Source organism: Xylanibacter ruminicola (assembly GCF_900142525.1).
GTDB classification, from domain to species: domain Bacteria; phylum Bacteroidota; class Bacteroidia; order Bacteroidales; family Bacteroidaceae; genus Prevotella; species Prevotella ruminicola_A.
Genome location: NZ_FRBD01000015.1, coordinates 45744 through 65859 on the forward strand (window position 1 = coordinate 45744; position 20116 = coordinate 65859).

13 protein-coding genes are annotated in these 20116 nt (G+C 46.5%); 4 read left to right on the top strand and 9 right to left on the bottom strand.

The annotated features are described in order from the left end of the window. Positions 1-44: 44 nt before the first annotated feature. On the top strand, positions 45-2624 hold the full coding sequence (locus BUB86_RS10465; protein ID WP_081373205.1) for a sugar-binding domain-containing protein: 2580 nt from the start codon (positions 45-47) through the stop codon (positions 2622-2624). Here BUB86_RS10465 and BUB86_RS10470 read toward each other — a convergent pair. From BUB86_RS10470 to BUB86_RS10510, 9 genes are all read right to left on the bottom strand, one after another. Continuing rightward, positions 2618-3493 carry a patatin-like phospholipase family protein gene (locus BUB86_RS10470; protein ID WP_073209179.1) on the bottom strand — a complete coding sequence of 292 codons (876 nt, stop codon included), beginning with the start codon at positions 3491-3493 and terminating at the stop codon, positions 2618-2620. The two genes, BUB86_RS10465 and BUB86_RS10470, sit on opposite strands and share 7 nt — an antisense overlap. 24 nt (positions 3494-3517) lie before the next feature. Continuing rightward, positions 3518-4171: a hypothetical protein gene (locus tag BUB86_RS10475; protein ID WP_073209181.1), complete on the bottom strand. Its 654-nt coding sequence runs from the start codon at positions 4169-4171 to the stop codon at positions 3518-3520. A gap of 9 nt (positions 4172-4180) precedes the next feature. Then, positions 4181-6088 (bottom strand): cache domain-containing protein, encoded by a 1908-nt coding sequence (locus BUB86_RS10480; protein ID WP_073209183.1) that lies wholly within the window; start codon positions 6086-6088, stop codon positions 4181-4183. Continuing rightward, on the bottom strand, positions 6081-7568 hold the full coding sequence (locus tag BUB86_RS10485; protein WP_175549481.1) for a cache domain-containing protein: 1488 nt from the start codon (positions 7566-7568) through the stop codon (positions 6081-6083). Before BUB86_RS10485 ends, BUB86_RS10480 begins: the two co-directional genes overlap by 8 nt. Beyond that, complete coding sequence (locus BUB86_RS10490; RefSeq protein WP_073209187.1) at positions 7552-8541, bottom strand: hypothetical protein; 990 nt, start codon at positions 8539-8541, stop codon at positions 7552-7554. The genes BUB86_RS10485 and BUB86_RS10490 overlap by 17 nt, the downstream gene beginning before the upstream one ends. Before the next feature lie 143 nt (positions 8542-8684). Continuing rightward, positions 8685-10820, bottom strand: coding sequence for a SurA N-terminal domain-containing protein (locus tag BUB86_RS10495; protein WP_073209189.1), 2136 nt, complete (start codon positions 10818-10820; stop codon positions 8685-8687). A 91-nt stretch (positions 10821-10911) separates the two neighbouring features. Next, positions 10912-12168: a hemolysin family protein gene (locus BUB86_RS10500; RefSeq protein WP_073209191.1), complete on the bottom strand. Its 1257-nt coding sequence runs from the start codon at positions 12166-12168 to the stop codon at positions 10912-10914. Beyond that, positions 12165-12791, bottom strand: a complete 627-nt coding sequence (locus BUB86_RS10505) for an LPS export ABC transporter periplasmic protein LptC (RefSeq protein ID WP_254795148.1) — start codon at positions 12789-12791, stop codon at positions 12165-12167. The genes BUB86_RS10500 and BUB86_RS10505 overlap by 4 nt, the downstream gene beginning before the upstream one ends. Before the next feature lie 14 nt (positions 12792-12805). Then, positions 12806-14101, bottom strand: coding sequence for a hypothetical protein (locus tag BUB86_RS10510; RefSeq protein ID WP_073209353.1), 1296 nt, complete (start codon positions 14099-14101; stop codon positions 12806-12808). 104 nt (positions 14102-14205) lie between these two features. Here BUB86_RS10510 and BUB86_RS10515 point away from each other — a divergent pair, with 104 nt between their 5' ends. The 3 genes from BUB86_RS10515 to secA all read left to right on the top strand — a co-directional run bounded on the left by BUB86_RS10515 (position 14206) and on the right by secA (position 20073). Continuing rightward, complete coding sequence (locus BUB86_RS10515) at positions 14206-15402, top strand: DUF4105 domain-containing protein (protein ID WP_073209195.1); 1197 nt, start codon at positions 14206-14208, stop codon at positions 15400-15402. Then, positions 15399-16586, top strand: a complete 1188-nt coding sequence (locus BUB86_RS10520; RefSeq protein WP_073209198.1) for an alkaline phosphatase family protein — start codon at positions 15399-15401, stop codon at positions 16584-16586. Before BUB86_RS10515 ends, BUB86_RS10520 begins: the two co-directional genes overlap by 4 nt. Before the next feature lie 94 nt (positions 16587-16680). Then, positions 16681-20073 (top strand): preprotein translocase subunit SecA, encoded by a 3393-nt coding sequence (secA, locus tag BUB86_RS10525; protein WP_073209200.1) that lies wholly within the window; start codon positions 16681-16683, stop codon positions 20071-20073. Positions 20074-20116: the final 43 nt, after the last annotated feature.

A 20116-nucleotide genomic window follows, 5' to 3' on the forward strand; every position in this document is an offset into this window, starting at 1 on the left:
TTCGTGGGAAATTTGCTATTTTTGTAGCTAAATTTTAGTTTTTTATGAAGAATCAATCATCATTCGCAACTATTACACTATTGCTTGCCCTGCTTATTATGGGAACAGTGACAACAAACGCCCAGAGACCACAGAAAGACATGAACGATAAGTATATCGATCTGAGTGGCACATGGCAATTTGCCATCGACCGCCAGCACACAGTACAACCTGTTGATGTGCTGGCAGAGACCATCGAACTACCAGGAACAACAGACACAAACAAGAAAGGAGATATTACTAACAAGTACGACGAAACCACCCATCTTACGCGTCATTACACTTATAAGGGGCGTGCTTGGTATCAGCGCAATGTGACGATACCTACTACCTGGAAAAATAAGAGTATTTATCTATTCTTGGAGCGCACCAAACCATCAGAGGTGTATGTTGATGGTATACTTGTGGGTAGTAGTAATGACATCTCTACGCCACAGGTTTTTAATCTCACGGCATTTCTTAAGCCTGGCAGTCATAAGCTAGCGATTATGATAGATAATAGCAACGGCGTTCCTGAACAACTCTATGCCAGCAGTCATGCCTATACTGAAGATACGCAGACCAACTGGAATGGTATCATAGGCGAGATATATCTTGCAACAACGCAGCCGCAAGCATCCATATCGCCCAAGCAGATACATCCCAACTTTCGCAATTTCCATATAGAGGGGCAACATTTCTATGCGGATGGACACAAAATATTTCTACGCGGCAAGCACGATGCCTGTGTATGGCCTCATACAGGACATGTGGCTATGGATGTAAAGGCATGGAAAGATTACCTTGGCAATTGTGCCACCTACGGCTTGAACCACATACGATTCCATTCTTGGTGTCCACCCGAGGCTGCCTTTGCGGCTGCTGACGAGTTGGGTATCGTCCTGCAACCCGAGCTACCCTTCTGGGGCAGTTTCGACGACAAAGACTCGACGTTGATGACTTTTCTACACAAAGAGGGCGAGAACATCATCCGATGGTATGGTCATCATCCCTCGTTCCGCATGTTTGCATTGGGTAATGAACTATGGGGCAGCATTGATAAGATGGCTGAGTTTATAGCCGATTTCCGAAAAATGGCACCTGACAAGGTTTACACCTTTGGCAGCAACTACTATCTGGGGTATCAGGGTGTAAAATCTGGAATGGACTATTTTACCACTTGTCGTGTTGGCGGTGAAGGCTGGGGCAACTATAACACTCACACACGCGGATCGTTCTCGTTTGCCGATGCTGCCGATGGCGGAATGATCAACCACTACTACCCCAACACACAGATGAACTTTGAAGAGGGATGCAGCCTGACGAATGTACCCATCATCTCGCACGAGACGGGACAGTTCCAAATCTATCCTGATTACGATGAAATCAAGAAATACACAGGCGTGCTCTATCCTTATAACTTAGAGGTGTTCCGCTCGCGCCTTGAAAAGGCAGGTATGCTTGATCAGGCCAAAGATTTCCATCAAGCCAGCGGACTATGGGCGCTCCAGCTTTACAAACAAGACATCGAGATGGATCTACGCACCCCAAATATGGCAGGGTTCCAACTGCTTGACTTACAGGACTACCCTGGTCAGGGATCGGCCTACGTTGGTATCCTTGATGCTTTTATGCAGAGTAAGGGACTATGTAACGAACGCGAATGGCGTGGATGGTGCAGCGAGATTGTACCTCTGCTCCACGCACCTAAGTTCTGCTATACTAACGATGAGGGCATTCATGCTACTATACAATTGGCCAACTACAGCGGAAAATCATTAAAAGGCAAAAAACTTACATGGAATCTCGACAATCAGCATGGCTCTATGACTCTGCCAAGTGGCGAAGGGCTCATGAATGTTGGTGTTCTAGATATTGATCTGAGTGCCTACAAACAAGCTACACAGATAAAACTTGAACTTCAGGTTGAAGGAACTGAATTAAAAAACACCTACGATCTGTGGGTATATCCTTTCGGCGTAGATCTGAGTAAGTTGGAACAGAAGGTGATTGTCACCAACGAGCTGACCGACAGGATAGCTCAGCAACTGGAGAAAGGTAAGAGCGTGCTGCTGATGCCCGATTCGTCGAATCTCTGCGTGGGTGGATTGTTCCAGACTGACTATTGGAACTATCGCATGTTCAAGACCATCTCAGAGAACAACAAGAAGACGGTATCGCCAGGAACACTTGGAATTCTAACCGATCCTAAGCATCCTATCTTTAAGAGCTTCCCAACCGAGATGCACACAAACTGGCAGTGGTTCCCCATTATCAAGTCTAGCCACCCGTTTATTCTGGATAATACCGGTAAAGACTATCGCCCCATTGTGCAGGTCATCGACAACATAGAGCGCAACCACAAGCTGGGATTGGTATTTGAATTTGCTATAGGCAAAGGCAAACTGCTGGTCTGCATGGCCGATCTGGAAAATGCCTCGGCCTATCCTGAAGGGCGCCAGTTCTATCGTAGTGTTCTTGAATATATGACATCAAAGGATTTTGCCCCCACAACCAGCATCAGCCTAGAAGATTTCCGAAAGCTGATGACTACCGATGTTGTAGAAGGCAAAATCGGAGAATTAAATAACATATCCCCCTATTGATGTATCCCTTCATTCAATTTACATAGAGCTTGCTGCATCTTTTGGCGCCCGATAGCAGTCAACTTTTCTGATTTATCGTAATCAAAGCCACCATATCGGCTCATCTGAATATCAACAAGCACATCAGGTTTCATTAACTGGGCCATAAGAATCGAGTTCTGACGAATCATCACAGAGCTGACTCGTGAAAGCATGGTGTAGTAGTTGAATTCGAGATTATCGGGTATCAGCTTGTTAAGTATTTGTTGGGTTAACGATGTGCTTCGCTTGCGTTTTTCAGCCAGTTCATGTTGTATCTCCCATTGTGTTTGATAGTCATGTCCGCTCACATCAACTCCTACTAATATATCGCCTTGATGACGCGCCACACGATTCATAGGGATGGGATTTGTAACGCCACCGTCGATAAGTATCATGCCATCTCGGTGCACAGGCTCATAAAACGACGGCAGAGATATCGAAGCACGTATAGCGTCGAAGAGACTGCCTTTACTGAACACCACCTCGCACCCCGCCTTCAAATCGGTTGCTACAGCGCAATAAGGTATCGGCAGATCTTCGATAGGCATGTCAGGCACAAACTCCATGATAGCCTCGATAATACGCGCTCCCTTTACAATATGGTTAAGACTTAGCGAGAAGTCAGTCAGTTCCAGCATCTTCTTACGGTCAACAGACTTCATCCACTCACGGAACTCCTTGAGTTTCCCGGCTGCATATACACCTCCGATGAGGGCACCCATAGAGCACCCCGCTATAGAAGTGATGTGATAGCCTTGTGATTCAAGTTCTTCTATCGCTCCGATATGAGCAAGGCCTCGTGCTCCCCCACTCGATAACACTAATGCGACATCCTTATTTTTATTCATTTAAATGTATTTATGAAATCAAGTCTATAACAAAAAGTCTAAACCTATAACTACACGCGGATTGGAGGTAAGTATGTCATTGCTCCAAAGGTAGAGGTTCCAGTTGTTGAAAGTGTAATAGACACCGAAGGCCAAATCAATATCCTTATCGAATTTCCAGGAGTGGATGGCACCAACCAGAGGTGTGATAGAACGCTTACGCTTTAACGGGATATTGTAGCCTAAATACTCGTAATTGGAAAATCCAAAAGGAGCATCATGATTAACAATCCACCATGTATTGGAACACCAGAACAGACGGCTATCGCTAGTAATTGCACCATTCATATAGAGTCCCGTGGTAAGATATGAGAACTTGAAGCTTTTATTAAGATCGAACGACGACATCACCTCGCCGCCGATATTATACCATTTGCTGATTTTGTGACCATAACGCAACAGTCCACCCCAATAGGAACAATCCGGCCCAGTATAAAGGTCGATACCAGTGTCCAGATGATCGGTAACTCCATATTGGAATGTGGTATAGGTTTCCTGACTATTGATACCTGGACGGACTTTCAATGATGAATAGCCATACATCTTGCCCTCACCAGCAGTTCCTGCATAATAGGGAATCTGAGCGATTGCCGGTGTAGCCACCAGAAAGGTGAGAATGGCGATGAGATACTTACCCATATATGATTGTTATTTAGGCAACTCGAGTATGACTCTGCATCCTGCATGATAATCAGTATCGAATATCAGATCTCCACCAAGACTCAGGGCATGACGCTTGGCTAGAGGTAGGCCTAAGCCCAGTCCCTCTGCCAGATTATCAACCTTGGTAAAGGGCTTGAATATCTGATCCATAGAACCTTCAGGCAAACCAGGACCAATATCTTGTATAGTATAGCGTATCGTAGTGGCCGTTTGCGATATGATGATATCGATGTGCTGACCATCGGTGTATTTGGCTGCATTATACAGCAACTCACCTAGCGTACGCATCAAGTACATACGGTTTGATACGATATGCACCGTATCAGGCAGTTTTGTATCCAAATGGATTTTAGCATGGGGGAAGTGGCTATACGTATATTTGATACATAATTGCGCCATCTCGTTAACCGATATTTCTTCCTGACGGTTGCTGAGCATAACCTCATTAGAACTTGTTTCAGATGCATCAAACAACATCAGCACCATACGGTTCATGCTCACAGCATTATTCTTCATCATGGTCGAGATGTTGGTTAGCTCTTCTTCGCTCATCGCCGTCTTATTGCTGCTACTTTCGCGTAGCACATCGGCAAAGCCCAGAATCACATTCAGTGGCATGCGCATGTGTTGAGCCACATTCTGAATAAACTGGTTTTTGCGGCGAACCATATCATCAGTCTGCTTTTGAACTTGTTCCAGCTCTTTATTGTGCTCACGAATCTCATGGGCTTTAGCACGCAGGCTTCCCATACGGGTGCTGAGTGATATCTGCATCTTGGCAAAACTGTTCTGTAGTCGTCCTATAACACCCTTGTGACGCGTAGTAGGAACAAGCTTATCGAAGTTACCTACAGCAAACTGTTGTGTAGATTCAAGCAGACTGTTGAGAGGACTGATGGTTTGCTTAACCATCTGGCTACTGAACCATACAATCAGGAGTAGGCCAATGATCATGATAATGATGATGACATACCCTAACTCGTAGAAACTCTTCATGGCATCTGAATCGGGACATACCACAGCAAGACTCCAATCGGTATCTGGTACAGGTCGATATATTACATGTAAAAGCTCGCCGTTGATGTGAACATGCATAGAACCACGTTTGCCTGCTATCATCTCATGCCCAAGCGTAATCATATCAGAGTTCTGACTAGGATCGGCATCAGTGAAAATGGTCTTCCTGAACAGCAGAGTTGTGTCTGGATGTATCAGATAGCGTCCATCAGCACCAAGCAGCATAAAATAGGCTGTGGGATATGGATGCTCCTGCTTGTTAATCATATCTGAAAGCTTACTTAACGACATCTCAGTGGTAAGCACACCAACTATACGACCGTTTTTACGTTTCAGTGGCCTACAATAGGTGGCTATAGCTACATGATGGTCTACCTCGCCCTCAGTATATTCAACAAACGGATCAACCCAACAGGTCTTACCTGTTTTTACAGGTTCGGTATAGCAGGCCTTATGAAAATAGTTGTATTCGGGCTCTATGTACGATGTAACGCTATCACCATGTTGAACGGTGTAGATGGAGAAGCCATGACCATACTCCTTAAACAGATCGGGTATCATATAAACCGAACTACTGACAACCGGATCATTCAAACGCACAATGCGGTTTGATACCGATTTCAAGGAGTCTGGCTGCAGATGCTCTTCCATCATCCATGCATTAGAGTTTGCTGCAGTCTCCAGGGTGCTCATATAACGATGTACACGACACAATGTGGCATTTAGCAGACTTGAGCCTCCCTCTAATGCCTCTTGATGTATCAGGTAACGAGACTGTATATATAAGATGCCTACGGATGCAATGAACAAAGGTGTAGCCAATAATATGATGCCCAGACTCATCTTCCTTGGCAGTTTCAGCTGATGTTTACTCATAGTGCCCCTCCTTTCCTGCTTCTGTTTCGGTAAAATGAGTCATGTGATTTAGCAACTCAACCAGCGCATCGCTCTTACGCTGTATATTGTCAACCTGCTGGTCAATCTCCTCTTTACTCATGTCATGGTAGTTGTTACACAACGTGGTAACACTTCTCTCTATACTCTCGGATGGCACGGCCATCTGATTAGTCATATAATGCAGGAACGAAGTCTTCATCCTATCAGCTTCCTCAGTCTTTCCATAGGCGGTCCTTAGCACATCGCTACGCTGTTGCAGTCGCACTATCTCATGTTCCTGATCGTTGACTTGTTTCTGCAGAGAATGTTGCATTTTATGAAACCTGTTCTGTAGTTGTCCTATCTCATCTTCACGATCGGTATCCTGCAGGTACTCATTCAAATCGCCATCAGCTATACGCTGTGCTGACTGCGTAAGACACTTAAGCGGTTTCAACAGTCTTTTAATAATGATTGTTGTCATGGCAAAGAATGCCAGCAGTCCTAAAATGGCAATCACTATAACCAGATAAACAAGCTTGTTGTGCATGTCGAAGATGTCCTCGTAAGGATAAACCACACCCACACTCCAGCCTAATGTTCCTTCACCATTATAGCGACTTTCCAACTCGCCACGTACAAATGGTTTGAAGAATACACTCCAGCGCTTGCCATCCATCGTAAAGTCTTTCTCGCCTACTTTACCGGCCACCATCGCTTCGGCTGCCTCAAGCACACTGGCGTCGGCACCATTATCCATCTGACTGAACACCGTCTGGCTCTCTAACTTTTTCTCGTCCGGATGTACAATGAATGAACCGTTGCGGGCCAACAGCACGCTGTAGCCATGCTCAGACGGCTTAGCAGCCAGTATAATCTTCGACAACTGGGCGATAGAAACATCAACTGCGATAACGCCTACACGCTCGCCATTCTTATCAGAAAACGGCAGACAGAAGTTTACCAGAGGTTCGTTTTCGGTGTCATCACCCTTCAGAGGGTCTGTCCAGCCTATCCATCCCGATTTCATCGGTTCTGAATACCAAACCTGTTCGGTATAGGCACGGTTGGCAAATGTCTCGGTGGTAACAAGATCTGACTTTATATCGTTTGCAAATGCCCTACGATGTACATAAGCCATAAACAGGTCGGTACCGGGATAATAACCAGGTTTAAATGCGATGGCACATCCCACGATATTCGGATTACTCAACACCAGCTCACGGCTATAAGTAAACATGCGCTGTTTATCGTCCAGATGTTCAATCAGGTCATAGTATATGTTTCCAGTACTCTGCTCAACACTTAGCAGAACATTATCAATATCCTGAACTGTAGCATCAAGCATCAAACCAGCATCGCGCATAGCCTCTTGGCGCAACACCTTATGCGAGAAGTAGACGAGCACTCCGAGCGTGAGTACCAACAGCAACAACACCTCGGCCATAACCTGTAAGTTTATCTTATACCGTCTCTGCATATTTAATACGTCTACATATAATGAACACCACAATGATTGCCATAACAGACAGCAATCCCAACAAGGCTGCCACATAGATGAATGGTTTCTGTAGGTCGCTCTTAGGAGTTACAACTGCTACACTCCAGTCTATGCCTTCTATCGGACCATAGAACAGCACCGAAGGAACACCATTCACATCCATCTCTACTACACCACTCTCTCCAGATTCAAGATCCTTAATGATTTGCTTGTCTTTTATCGGCACATTCTTATCTTCAGGATGAATGAGGCATGTACCGTCTTTATCAAGTAAAACTGAGAAGAAGTCAAAGTCGCGCATCAGTAAGAACTTGTTGATTTGGGCTGCGTTGCGGCATCCGTTTTCAATGCGCTCAAGTTCTTTGCCCAACCACTCAAAGGTAATGTCGGCTCCACATACACATGCCAGGTTGTCATTGGCATCATATACGGGTTTAACAAAGGTGGTATAGTGTCCGCTAATATTTGTACCATCGTAATAGTAATATGGATCGCACCAGAATGGCATCTTGATATTCTTGGCACGCACATACCAAGGCGACTTGGTGTAGTCATGACGTGCAGATCCCACCTGAGTCATCTCGAACTTTGAACTGTCATTATGGTGTACATAAGGTTCAAACCAGGTTCCCTTTTCCTTAAAGTAATTTGGTTCAAAAGCAGCAAAATAACCTTGCACATCAGGATTCAGGTTCGACTCTCTCTCAAGGGCACTAATAGCTGCTTCGGGCGAAGTAAGATTCTTCTCTACCTCATTAAACACATTGGTGGCACTCATTTCCATGCCGGCAATGGTTTTATACAACTGCGTTGCTACTGAGTTCTGTAGTCCATAATAACGAACGTTAGTTTCTGCCTTCATGGCTGCGAAAAATGCCAAGTACGACAATACGGCAACAAGCAGTATAACCGTAGCAAGCGACAACACCAATGGCCAAGCTCGTTTTTTCATGTTCCTATTGTTAGATATAATATTTCTGCAAAAATATAAAATTTCCCGATAAAAACAAAGCAACACGTTGCGTTTTAACAAAATTTAATCCCCCGCCGGCCATTACCAACAGGGGATTAAAACATATAAACTAATTATTCTTTTTAGAAGAACAGATAACGGTTATCAACCACGCCTGCCTTCTGATAGAGTTCCTGCATGAACATGCGAGCTGCCTGAGTAGCCTGCATCTGGAGTTGCTGCTCGGTCTGAGCTGCATCGAACTTAGCACCCTCGCGGTTGCTCTTCTTGAGCACCTTGAAGAGGTAAGCACCACCGTTACCCTTTACAACAGCCTTGCTGAATGCGCCAGCCTTGGTAGCAGCTACAGCACCTGCAAGTGCAGGCTCTGAACTAGCTGTGGCCTGAACGAATACAGGAGCACCGAAAGTAATCTGGTTAACAGAGTCGATGCGAGCACCCTTAGCCTTAGCAGCTGCAAGATCAGCTACACCTGCCAACTTAGCCTTGATCTGCTCAAACTTCTTGTCACGGATAACCTCAGCCTTCAACATATCCTTAACACTGTTGATGTCGCGATAGCCTACAGGATTGATCTTGGTGAGGGCTACTACCAACAGGTGGTCGTTGTTTCCGCACTCGTACAGAGGACTAACCTGACCAGCCTTAGCATCGAAGATCCACTTCATAGTCTCACGAGTTGAACGCAGACCAGCTACGTTGTGCTCGTAGTTGAACAGATCCTGACGTGGAGTAACCTTGAAACCGAACTTAGCAGCGTTCTTCTCAATATCCTCGATAGTCTTATTCTCGCTAACAAACTGGCTGAACTTGTTATATGCCTCAGAATAGGTAGTCTTTGAGAAGTCGATAGTGTGCTTAACCACAGCAGCATCGTACTTGTCAACCATAGCCTTACGTGCAGTTACCTGCAGGATGATGTTACCCTGGGTAAACTCAAGGTTCTTAACCTCGTTAACACCAAGAGTGTTGATAGCATTGAGGTAGTTCTTTGACTCCTCGTCCATTGAGTTGCTGTTCTCATACATAGCAGATGTGAGCCACTGCTTAGTACCGGTCTGACCGTACTTCTGAGCAAGAGCCTCGAAATCTGCACCACCCTTAATAGCGGTGTAGATGCTGTCGGCAGTCTTCTTAGCTGCCTCTACAGTAGCACCACCAACCTGAATCTGACGATACTCGATAGAGTCAGGCATCTGAGTCTTAGAGATAAGCTTAATCACGTTCAGAGTGTTATCGAATGCAGTCTCGAATACAGCTGAAGTCTGACCAACAGCCATTGAGTCGAGCTTAGCAGCGATGTCAGATGGGTAAGCACGCTTGGTAGCAGCAAGACCAGTGTAAGCGAACTGTGACTGGGCCTTACGAACCACCTCAGCTGGGTTAGCACCGCTCTGCAGCTTCTGTGCAGCCTCGTTCATAGTCTTCTGAAGAGCCTTACGGTCAGCAGCTGAAGCTACAACCTGGAAGTCAACATACTTGATGTCGCGGCTCTCAACGTCCTGCTTGAACATCTCCTTGTGCTCATCATACTTAGCCTTGATATCCTTATCGTCAACCTTTACATCGTTGTCGTTGATTGAAGAGTAAGCGATTGAAGCCAGCTGGATATCGCTCTCAGTGTTCTGTCCCTCGAAAGCCATCTTAGCAGAGATGGGGTTAGAGATAAGACAGTTGCTGAGCAGAGCCTGGTACTTCTGAGCCAGAGTCTGAGTACGGAGCTGCTTCTCGATAAACTGCCAGTACTTGTAGATAGTCTGATACTGCTCTGCAAGCTGTGGGTTAGAACCAGCCTTCTTGTAATCATCCAAGAACTTGGTGAGCATGGTTACGTCGAAACGACCAGTCTGCTGGTTAACGAATGGAGACTGCATCAACATGGGGTTAGTACCCTCCTTCATGATGTTCTGAAGCTCCTCGTCGGTAACAGTAAGACCGAGCTTCTCAGCCTCATTGCTGATGATCTGCTCGTTCACATACTGACTCCATACCTGATCCTTGATCTGGTTGAGCTCATCCTCTGTGAAGTTGTCGCGGCTCTGAGTGATCTTCAATACGTCCTGATACTCATCAACAAGAGCCTGAAACTCCTGTACGTTGATTTTGTTTCCTAACACTTCGCCAATCTGCTGACGCTGCTGGTTCTTGGTTGCTTCGCAAGAACGGAAAGCTTCTTCAGCAATGAAGGCGAAAAGGCCTAAGCCGATAATGCAAACGAGGGCTACGCCTCTTTTACGGATTTTTCCTAATGCTGCCATAATGTATTTAAATTTTTAATTATTATTCATAAAACGGATGCAAAATTAATAAATTTGTTCGAAACAACGAAATTTTTTCGTAGAAAATTGGCTATTCGTTGATGTTTAATCGTACCAATTCTATTTTTGTTGCCGTATTCTTAACTATTTTAAACTCGTATCTGTCTATTTTCACCACTTCGTTGAGTTTTGGGAACGACTGGTATTCATGCAGAATCAGTCCTCCAAGAGTCATATACTCATCGCTCTCAGGCAGGTCAAGGTCAAACATTTCGTTGATCTTTGTAATCTCAAGTCTGGCTGAAAGCATATACTCCTTATCCGACAGTTGTTTGGCCACGAGATTCGTATTGTCGTGTTCATCCTCAATCTCACCGGTAATCTCTTCCATAATGTCTTCGAGCGACACCAGACCGCTAGTACCGCCAAACTCGTCAACAACCACTGCTAGCGAGCGTTTCTGCTGCATCAGCTGTTTCATCAGCTTTGATGCCAGCATAGTCTCGGGCACAAACGAGATCTCGCGTATTATCCCTTTAAGTTCAGTGGGGTTACGGAACAAATCAGAAGAGTGAATGTAACCGATGACATGGTCGATATCCTCATGATAAACCAGGATTTTAGAGTGGCCGCTTTCGATAAACACCTGCTTTAGTTGCTCTATCGTCGAAGTATCCTCAACGGCATCTATCTCAGTACGTGGCACCATACAGTCGCGTATCTTGGTCTCCGAGAAATCCAGTGCGTTCTGGAATATCTTCACCTCGTCCTCAATCTCGTCTTCGTTATCAGCATTATCAATACTGGTCTGTACCAGATAATCAAGATCAACCTTGGTAAATTCCTTCTCCGCCCCCCCTTTGTCCATACGGATGCCTACTAGTCGCAAAAGTCCTTTCGACAGCAATGTGGCAAACCGCGATATCGGATACAGAATCACATAGCATATCCATGCAGGAACGGCAAACACGGTAAGAAGCGTGTTAGGATTGTTCTTGAATATGGATTTAGGCAGGAATTCGCCTGTAAACAGCACGATGAATGTTGAGAGCAAAGTATCGGCAGTAACCCTTACACCATCGCTCAACGATGCAAACAGCGTAGAATCAAAGAGCTTGGCAAACAGGATACCGTAAATAACCAGCGATATGTTGTTGCCAACCAGCATGGTTGAAACAAAGTTGTTAGGATGCTGGTAGAAGGTCTTGATGATTTTCTGCGAGAATCGGTTCTTTTCGCGATCCATCTCTGCACGCAGGCGGTTTGACGACACAAAAGCAATCTCCATTCCTGAGAAAAATGCAGAAAAGAGCATTGAAACCAATAGCCAGATAATCAGTGTTGTCATTGTCCGGTCCTCCTGTGTTTCTGTAATTGCTGACGCATGGGCTGAGGTGCCTGTACTGTATCCTTCTTGGCCTCCTGCTTATCCTTCTCCTCATCCTTGCTCTCGCCCGTCATATCCTCGCGGGTAAACGACCCCTTTGAGTTCGACACGGTATAGTGAGTCATTCGTTCGTCTGAAAGGAAATAAGTTCCTTCCATGCTACGCTCAGGCGTAGTAACCTTTGAATAGACATTAGAATAGAGCTCGTGGCGTAAACCATCCCAAAACAGTTCTTCGCTCTCGTATAACAGTCCGTTAATGTTGCGTATCTTTACGCGCCCACGCAGATGCCACAGTTTCTTCTGGTCGTAATACCACGCTGTGTCAGCCTGGATATACGCCTCTACATGGAATTTCTCGTCAAACTGTTCGAAGAACACGCCCTTCTCAAATGTCCAGCGCGATGGATTCTTCACCATGTTCACATCCCAGCGCTCAGTAACAATCTTGTATTTGATAACGCCGCTGTCGCTAATCAGTGTGTTGACACCATAAGAGGTCATGACCGATGCAGAATCTCGGTCACGTATGGCTGGTGCAGTATGTTCCTGAACCTCGTTACAGCTCAGTAACAACAACCCCATGAAAGCAATGGTTATTATTCTACTTTCCACTTTGCGAACCATCTCTCATTGAATGTCAGTCCAATATTCAGGCGGAGCATATTCTCTTTAATCATATTGTCTGCCGAACGATGTACGATCTGACCACTTATATTAAGTATAGAACGATTGTTATAACCATTCATGATGGGGATACCAAAACCAATGCTGGCCGACAGCTCCTTTGGACCTTCCTTACCATTAATATAATAATAAGGTGTTGCCATGCCTACACCGGCACGATAACGCACGCGCTGCAGGAACTTACGACCCAATGGACGTGGCGTCCACTCAGCACCGATATTAAGGCGATAGCTATCCTTGAGCAAACCAGATTTCAAAGCATACGATGTTACTCCTGTCTGCTGATTCTTTGTCAACGTAGGGAAATCCACACCACCCCACTTTTGTATGTGCAAGTCAGCACCTACACGCAGATTCTGCTCACGATTATATGTAACACCGAAGCCAAAAGTGGTTGGAATCTTCAATCCATTGTCGATTTTGAATGTTGTTGTATCGGCTTTGCTGATGGAGGTTTTGATATTTGTAATCAAACACTCAGGATCAGACTTAAGCGAATGACCAGGTGTCCATGTTGCAGCCAGTGTTATATTGTCATGCTTATTTAATGGTAGTTCGAACTGTACACCCAGATCAAATTTGTAGCTGCTTATATCAGCCCTATATTCCTTTGTAAGAATACTGAGTTGCGAAGATTCTATAGAGCCTATTGAACGATTATAGTCACCCCACAAGTAAGCAAGATTGAAACCGATTGACAGTTGTTTGATGGGACGTATACCTGTACCAATGTACAATTGATGCAGACCACCGTCACCTTCATATTGTGACTGAACATAGGTTTGATTACCATCATTCAGTACTTCGGTCGAAGAATAATTATAGCCAATATTCGAGTAAGGCAGTACACCAAATGATACGCCTACATTCTTAAATGCACGGAACAATGCAACCACATAGTCAAAACCGCCACTCTTGCCGCTTGCTTTGACACCATTTTCATTATAATAGGTTATCTGACCTGAGAAACCTGCATCAAAAAGCATCGTCAGAGAATCGATAGACGAATACGAAGCAGGGTTCATGGGGTTTACCTCGTTACCACGACGCATGGCAAGGCCCACGCCGTTCATACCTTTATTAAAACCCACACTCTGGTCAGTAAGATCGCCTAAGCCAAACTGGCTGTAGGGAGAGTTTGTGCTGCTCTGAGCAAAAGCCGATGTCGTTAAGGTTGCCAAAACGAAACTGGCGAGAAATTTATTCATATGATATTCTTTATTTCTATTGAAAAACATTTCAGCGTGCAAAATTATCAAAAAAAAACCGAAGTAATGGCTTTTTCTTCGAAAATATAAGTTATTTTTGCATCGTGAAACATTTAGAAAAGAAAATTAAGAGGCTCTTTACAGCGGTTATCTTGCTGACTATCAGCAGTATAACCCCCATATTCGCACAAAATGATGCAAAACAGGTTTATTACGGTTCCGACTCCATTAATCGCCAATTCGATCCAATGGACTCGGTCGAGGTGAGTTTATTAACCTGTTCGCCTCATGAAGAGGTATATAGTCTGTATGGTCACTCAGCACTCAGATGGCATAGCGGCGACCTTGACCTGGTGTTCAACTGGGGCATGTTCAGTTTCAGCAAACCTTACTTTGTACTTAGGTTCGTATTCGGACTGACTGACTATGAGCTGGCAGGCTACCCATTCGACCGATTCTGGCCTTATTACAAGCAATGGGGAAGCAGCATCACAGAGCAGGTACTGAACCTGACCAACGACGAGAAACGCAAGCTGCAGCAGGCTCTATCCGACAACCTGAAGCCCGAGAACCGCGTTTACCGCTATAATTACTTCTACAACAACTGTTCAACCAAGCCACGCGATATAGTGGAACAGAGCATCGACGGCCAAGTAATTTATAATGAACGCGAGGACTACGAGCCATCATTCCGCGAGATGATGCGTGAGTGCACTCGCAACCATCTGTGGTCCAAGTGGGGCAACGATATGCTGCTAGGACTGAAGGCCGACCTGAAGACCAACCGCTCTGAACAGGAGTTCCTGCCTATGAACCTGATGCAGGACTTTGCCCGTGCTCAGATATACAAGGATGGTCAATACCGCCCTCTGGTCAAGGCACAGCGCATGATTGTGCCTCCTGGCGTACAGCAGATAGAGCCCGATTTTATCCTGACGCCCACCGAAGTGGCTGTCATACTGTTGCTGATATCTGTAGTTATCGCACTTTACGAGTGGAAGCGCAAGAAGATATGCAAATGGTGGGATGTGCTGCTGATGACGGTACAGGGATTATTAGGCATTGTGCTTACAGTGATGATCTTCTCGCAGCACCCTACTACATCGCTCAATCTCAACCTGCTGCTGTTCAACCCGCTACCGCTGCTGTTCATACCAGCCATCATAAAAGGCAAGCGCCACACATGGCGACGACTACAGCTGGCCATGCTGCTACTGTTTGCCATCGGTGGCATATTCCAGAGCTATGCCGAAGGAATTTGGATTGTGGCACTATGTTTGCTGATACGTATTAAGAAATGAAGAATAGATATCTATACGTCACCCTGCTTACGATGCTGGCACTCAGCTCGCAAGCCCAGGCACAGAAGGGAGTCAGCCCCCGATTGGTAGTGAATATCACTATCGATCAGTTGATGAATGACTACCCTACTCTGTTCGACGATGGATTAATCTATGAGCAAGGATTCTATCCTTATAAGGATGTCGACCTGTCGTCTGCCATTTCGTCAGTTGTCACAGGCACAACGCCCTTCTATCACACCATCACGGCCGACAAATGGCTCGACCGTCAATCGCTGCAGACTGTTACTCCCACGCCCAACGACATCGCTGTATCCACACTTGGCGACGAGCTCAAACTTGCCACTAAGGGTGAAGGAAAGGTGTGTGCGATAGCCGTAAAAAAGGAGACAGCCGAACTGGCAGCAGGCCATCAGGCCGACCGCATAGCTTGGAGCGAAGAAAAGAAAAAGAAGTATAACGCTATAAGTCTGACCGACAAAGCATTACAACTTCTTATTGAAGAAAGACTTGGAAAAGATTCCATCCCCGATTTGCTATTCGTTTCATACGACAGAAAAGACGGGAATAATACTGACGATATCACGCTCAACGATGCCCTCCTGAAACTGGTTCGCGGCATCGAGCATCTCATAGGCAAAGAGCAAACGCTGTTTGTTGTAACCTCTACGGGATATACCCAGGAGAATTTCGACGATTATGCCAGATACAACATCCCTACTGGCATCTATTACACCAATCGTACTGCCAATCTTCTCAACATGTACTTCGGTGCACTGTGGGGTCACGGCAAGTACGTAGAGGGCGCCTATCGTAATCAGCTCTACCTGAATCACCAGATTCTTGAGTCAAAACGCATCACGCTGACCGATGCCACCCTCAAGGCCAAGGAGTTCCTACTGCAGATGTCAGGCATCAAGAGCGTTCATACACATCTGTACGAACAGCATATCGGCGACCTTGTGGTTGAGATCAACCCAGGTTGGCAGATGCAGAACGACGACACCCACGAAGAGATAAAAGTAAACAAATCATTAGCATATTTCCCCATTATTTTCTATGGTGCCAACATCCCTGCCCAAAAGGTAACGACACCAGTAAGCATAGAGCGGATTGCCCCCACTATTGCCAAGTCAATTCGCATCCGTGCGCCTAATGCGTGTATGACCACACCTCTTTTTTAATAAAAAGGCTTGGTGATTACAATTATTTTTTGTATTTTTGCCGCCGTTTTAACATAAGTCATACCCAAACATTAGTAAAAAAGTAACATTAAATATGAATTTCAACAAAATCTTAAAGTCGCTGTTTGGTGATAAGTCCTCACGCGACATGAAACTCATCCAGCCCCTCGTAGAGCAGGTTAAGGCCGTGTATCCCGAGGTACAGAAGCTGGATAACGACGCACTGCGTCAGCGAACCAAAACATTGCAGCAGCAGGTACAGAACTCTGCCAACGAGCAGAAAAAGCGTATCGAGGAGTTAAAGGCAACTATCGAGAATACTCCTATCGATGAGCGTGCCGACATCTTTGCACAGATCGATAAGATCGAGAAGGAAGTGCTGGAGATCTACGAGGGGGCTCTGAACGAGGTGATGCCTGAGGTTTTCGCCATCGTTAAGGAAACTGCCCGTCGTTTTGCTGAGAACGAGGAGACCATCGTTACAGCTACCGACTTCGACCGTGAGTTGGCTGGTGATCCTAAGAAGGACTTCATCACCATCGATGGCGATAAGGCTATCTACCACAACCACTGGACTGCAGGAGGTAACGACCTGAAGTGGGAAATGGTTCACTACGACGTACAGCTGTTTGGTGGTGTAGTACTGCATCAGGGTAAGATTGCCGAGATGGCTACTGGTGAGGGTAAGACCCTTGTGGCTACCCTGCCTGTATTCCTGAATGCCCTTACCGGCAACGGTGTTCATGTAGTAACTGTGAACGATTATCTGGCAAAGCGTGACTCAGAGTGGATGGGTCCTCTTTATATGTTCCATGGTCTGTCAGTAGATTGTATCGACAAGCACCAGCCTAACTCTGAGGCTCGTCGTAAGGCTTATCAGGCCGATATCACCTTCGGTACCAACAACGAGTTTGGTTTCGACTATCTGCGTGATAACATGGCTATCTCGCCATCCGACCTGGTACAACGTGCACACAACTACGCTATCGTCGATGAGGTCGACTCAGTATTGATCGACGATGCCCGTACACCTCTCATCATCTCTGGTCCTATCCCCAAGGGCGACGACCAGATGTTCGAGGAGTATCAGCCACTGGTTGAGAAGCTGGTAGGCGTTCAGCGCCAGCTGGCTACTCAGTATCTGGCCGAGGCCAAGACCTTGATTGCCGAGGGTAACAAGCTGGTTGAGGCAGGCAACAAGAAGGAAGGTCAGGAAAAGCTCGATGCAGGTTTCCTGTCACTCTACCGTTCTCACAAGGCTATGCCAAAGAACAAACCGCTCATCAAGTTCCTCTCTGAGGAGGGTATCAAGAGCGGTATGCAGAACACCGAGAACATCTACATGGAGAACAACAACCGCCGTATGCCAGAGTGCGTTGAGCCTCTGTACTTCGTGGTTGATGAGAAGATGAACTCATGCGACCTTACCGATAAGGGTACCGCTTGGCTGGCTAAGCAGGTAAACGATAACGAACTGTTCGTATTGCCCGATATCACTACCGAGCTTTCTGCCCTCGAGGCCGAGACTGGTCTGAGCGATCAGGAGCGTCTCGACAAGAAAGACGAGCTGATGAGCCACTACGCCGTTCAGAGCGAGCGTGTTCACACCCTGCAGCAGCTGCTCAAGGCTTACTGCATGTTCAATAAGGACGATGAGTATGTAGTGATTGATGGCGAGGTGAAGATTGTTGACGAGCAGACAGGTCGTATCATGGAAGGTCGCCGTTGGAGCGATGGCTTGCACCAGGCTGTCGAGGCTAAGGAGCACGTTAAGGTCGAGGCTGCTACCCAGACCTTTGCTACCATCACCCTGCAGAACTACTTCCGTATGTATCACAAGCTCTCAGGTATGACCGGTACAGCTTCTACCGAGGCAGGTGAGTTCTGGGATATCTACAAGCTCGATGTAGTTGAGATTCCAACCAACCGTCCTGTTATCCGTAACGACCAAGACGACCGCGTATATAAGACAGCCCGTGAGAAGTATAAGGCTGTGATCGACGAGGTTGTAAAGATGCGTAATGCAGGCCGCCCAACTCTGATTGGTACCACATCGGTCGAGATATCTGAGTTGCTGAGCCGTATGCTCGATATGTATGTTAATCCTGAGACCGGTAAGCGCGAGGGTATCCCCCACCAGGTGCTGAATGCTAAGCTGCACCAGAAGGAGGCCGACATCGTAGCACTGGCCGGACAGAGCACCAACGGTAAGGGTGCCGTTACCATTGCCACCAACATGGCTGGTCGTGGTACCGATATCAAGCTGTCGCCTGAGGTTAAGGCTGCAGGCGGTCTGGCCATCATCGGTACCGAGCGCCACGAGAGCCGCCGTGTCGACCGTCAGCTTCGTGGTCGTGCCGGACGTCAGGGTGACCCAGGTTCTTCTGTATTCTATGTATCACTCGAGGATAAGCTGATGCGTCTGTTCGCTTCAGAGCGTATAGCATCGGTTATGGACCGTCTGGGATTCAAGGATGGCGAGATGATCGAGAGCCCCATGATCTCTAAGAGCATTGAGCGCGCACAGAAGAAAGTTGAGGAGAACAACTTCGGTATCCGTAAGCGCCTGATCGAGTACGATGATGTGATGAACAAGCAGCGTACCGTGATCTACGAGAAGCGCCGCCATGCCCTGATGGGTGAGCGTATCGGTATGGATATCGCCAACATCATCTGGGACCGCGTAGTAAACATCATCGAGAACTCTGCCGACTATCAGGGCTGTAAGGAGGAATTCCTGCACGTTCTGTCGATGGAGGTTCCATTCAGCAGCGATGAGTATATCAACATGCAGCGCGAACTGCTTTACGAGAACGCTTTCCAGGCAGCTATCGGCAACTTCAACCGCAAGACTGAGCGCATTCAGACTGTTGCCCAGCCTATCATCAAGCAGGTTTACGAGAATCAGGGTTCTATCTACGAGCGCATCATGGTGCCCATCACCGATGGTCGCAAGATGTTCAACATTCCTTGTAACCTGAAGGAGGCTTACGAGAGCGACTGCAAGAGCATTGTCAAGGAGTTTGAGAAGAGCATCCTGCTCCATATCATCGACGACTCTTGGAAGGAGAATCTGCGCCAGCTCGACGAACTGAAGCACTCTGTACAGAATGCCTCTTACGAGCAGAAGGATCCTCTGCTCATCTTCAAGCTGGAGAGTGCCAAGGTTTGGGACGATATGATCAACGAGATGTATAACCGCATCTGCTCTATCCTGACTCGCAGCCAGATTCCTGAGATGCAACAGCAGGTTCAGGAGGCCGCTCCTGAGCAGCGCACTCAGCGCCAGCAGTATGTTGAGAGCAAGCAGAACATCGGCGATGAGCAGTTGGTTGATCGCAATCAGCAGGCTGCTGCCCAGCACGACACTCGTGCCCAGCAGAACCGTCAGCCAGTAGTAAAGGACAAGCTGCCCGGACGTAATGATCCATGTCCTTGCGGCTCAGGCAAGAAGTTCAAGAACTGCCACGGAAAGGGAATCGTGTGAGGAGTTAAGAGTTAAGAATTAAGAATTAAGAGTTAAGAGTTAA

Excerpts from the sequence above, each read along its gene's own strand:
- BUB86_RS10465 (WP_081373205.1), top strand. The coding sequence starts at position 45 with ATGAAGAATCAATCATCATTCGCAACTATTACACTATTGCTTGCCCTG.
- BUB86_RS10470 (WP_073209179.1), bottom strand. The coding sequence starts at position 3,493 with ATGAATAAAAATAAGGATGTCGCATTAGTGTTATCGAGTGGGGGAGCA.
- BUB86_RS10475 (WP_073209181.1), bottom strand. The coding sequence starts at position 4,171 with ATGGGTAAGTATCTCATCGCCATTCTCACCTTTCTGGTGGCTACACCG.
- BUB86_RS10480 (WP_073209183.1), bottom strand. The coding sequence starts at position 6,088 with ATGAGTAAACATCAGCTGAAACTGCCAAGGAAGATGAGTCTGGGCATC.
- BUB86_RS10485 (WP_175549481.1), bottom strand. The coding sequence starts at position 7,568 with ATGCAGAGACGGTATAAGATAAACTTACAGGTTATGGCCGAGGTGTTG.
- BUB86_RS10490 (WP_073209187.1), bottom strand. The coding sequence starts at position 8,541 with ATGAAAAAACGAGCTTGGCCATTGGTGTTGTCGCTTGCTACGGTTATA.
- BUB86_RS10495 (WP_073209189.1), bottom strand. The coding sequence starts at position 10,820 with ATGGCAGCATTAGGAAAAATCCGTAAAAGAGGCGTAGCCCTCGTTTGC.
- BUB86_RS10500 (WP_073209191.1), bottom strand. The coding sequence starts at position 12,168 with ATGACAACACTGATTATCTGGCTATTGGTTTCAATGCTCTTTTCTGCA.
- BUB86_RS10505 (WP_254795148.1), bottom strand. The coding sequence starts at position 12,791 with ATGGGGTTGTTGTTACTGAGCTGTAACGAGGTTCAGGAACATACTGCA.
- BUB86_RS10510 (WP_073209353.1), bottom strand. The coding sequence starts at position 14,101 with ATGAATAAATTTCTCGCCAGTTTCGTTTTGGCAACCTTAACGACATCG.
- BUB86_RS10520 (WP_073209198.1), top strand. The coding sequence starts at position 15,399 with ATGAAGAATAGATATCTATACGTCACCCTGCTTACGATGCTGGCACTC.
- secA (WP_073209200.1), top strand. The coding sequence starts at position 16,681 with ATGAATTTCAACAAAATCTTAAAGTCGCTGTTTGGTGATAAGTCCTCA.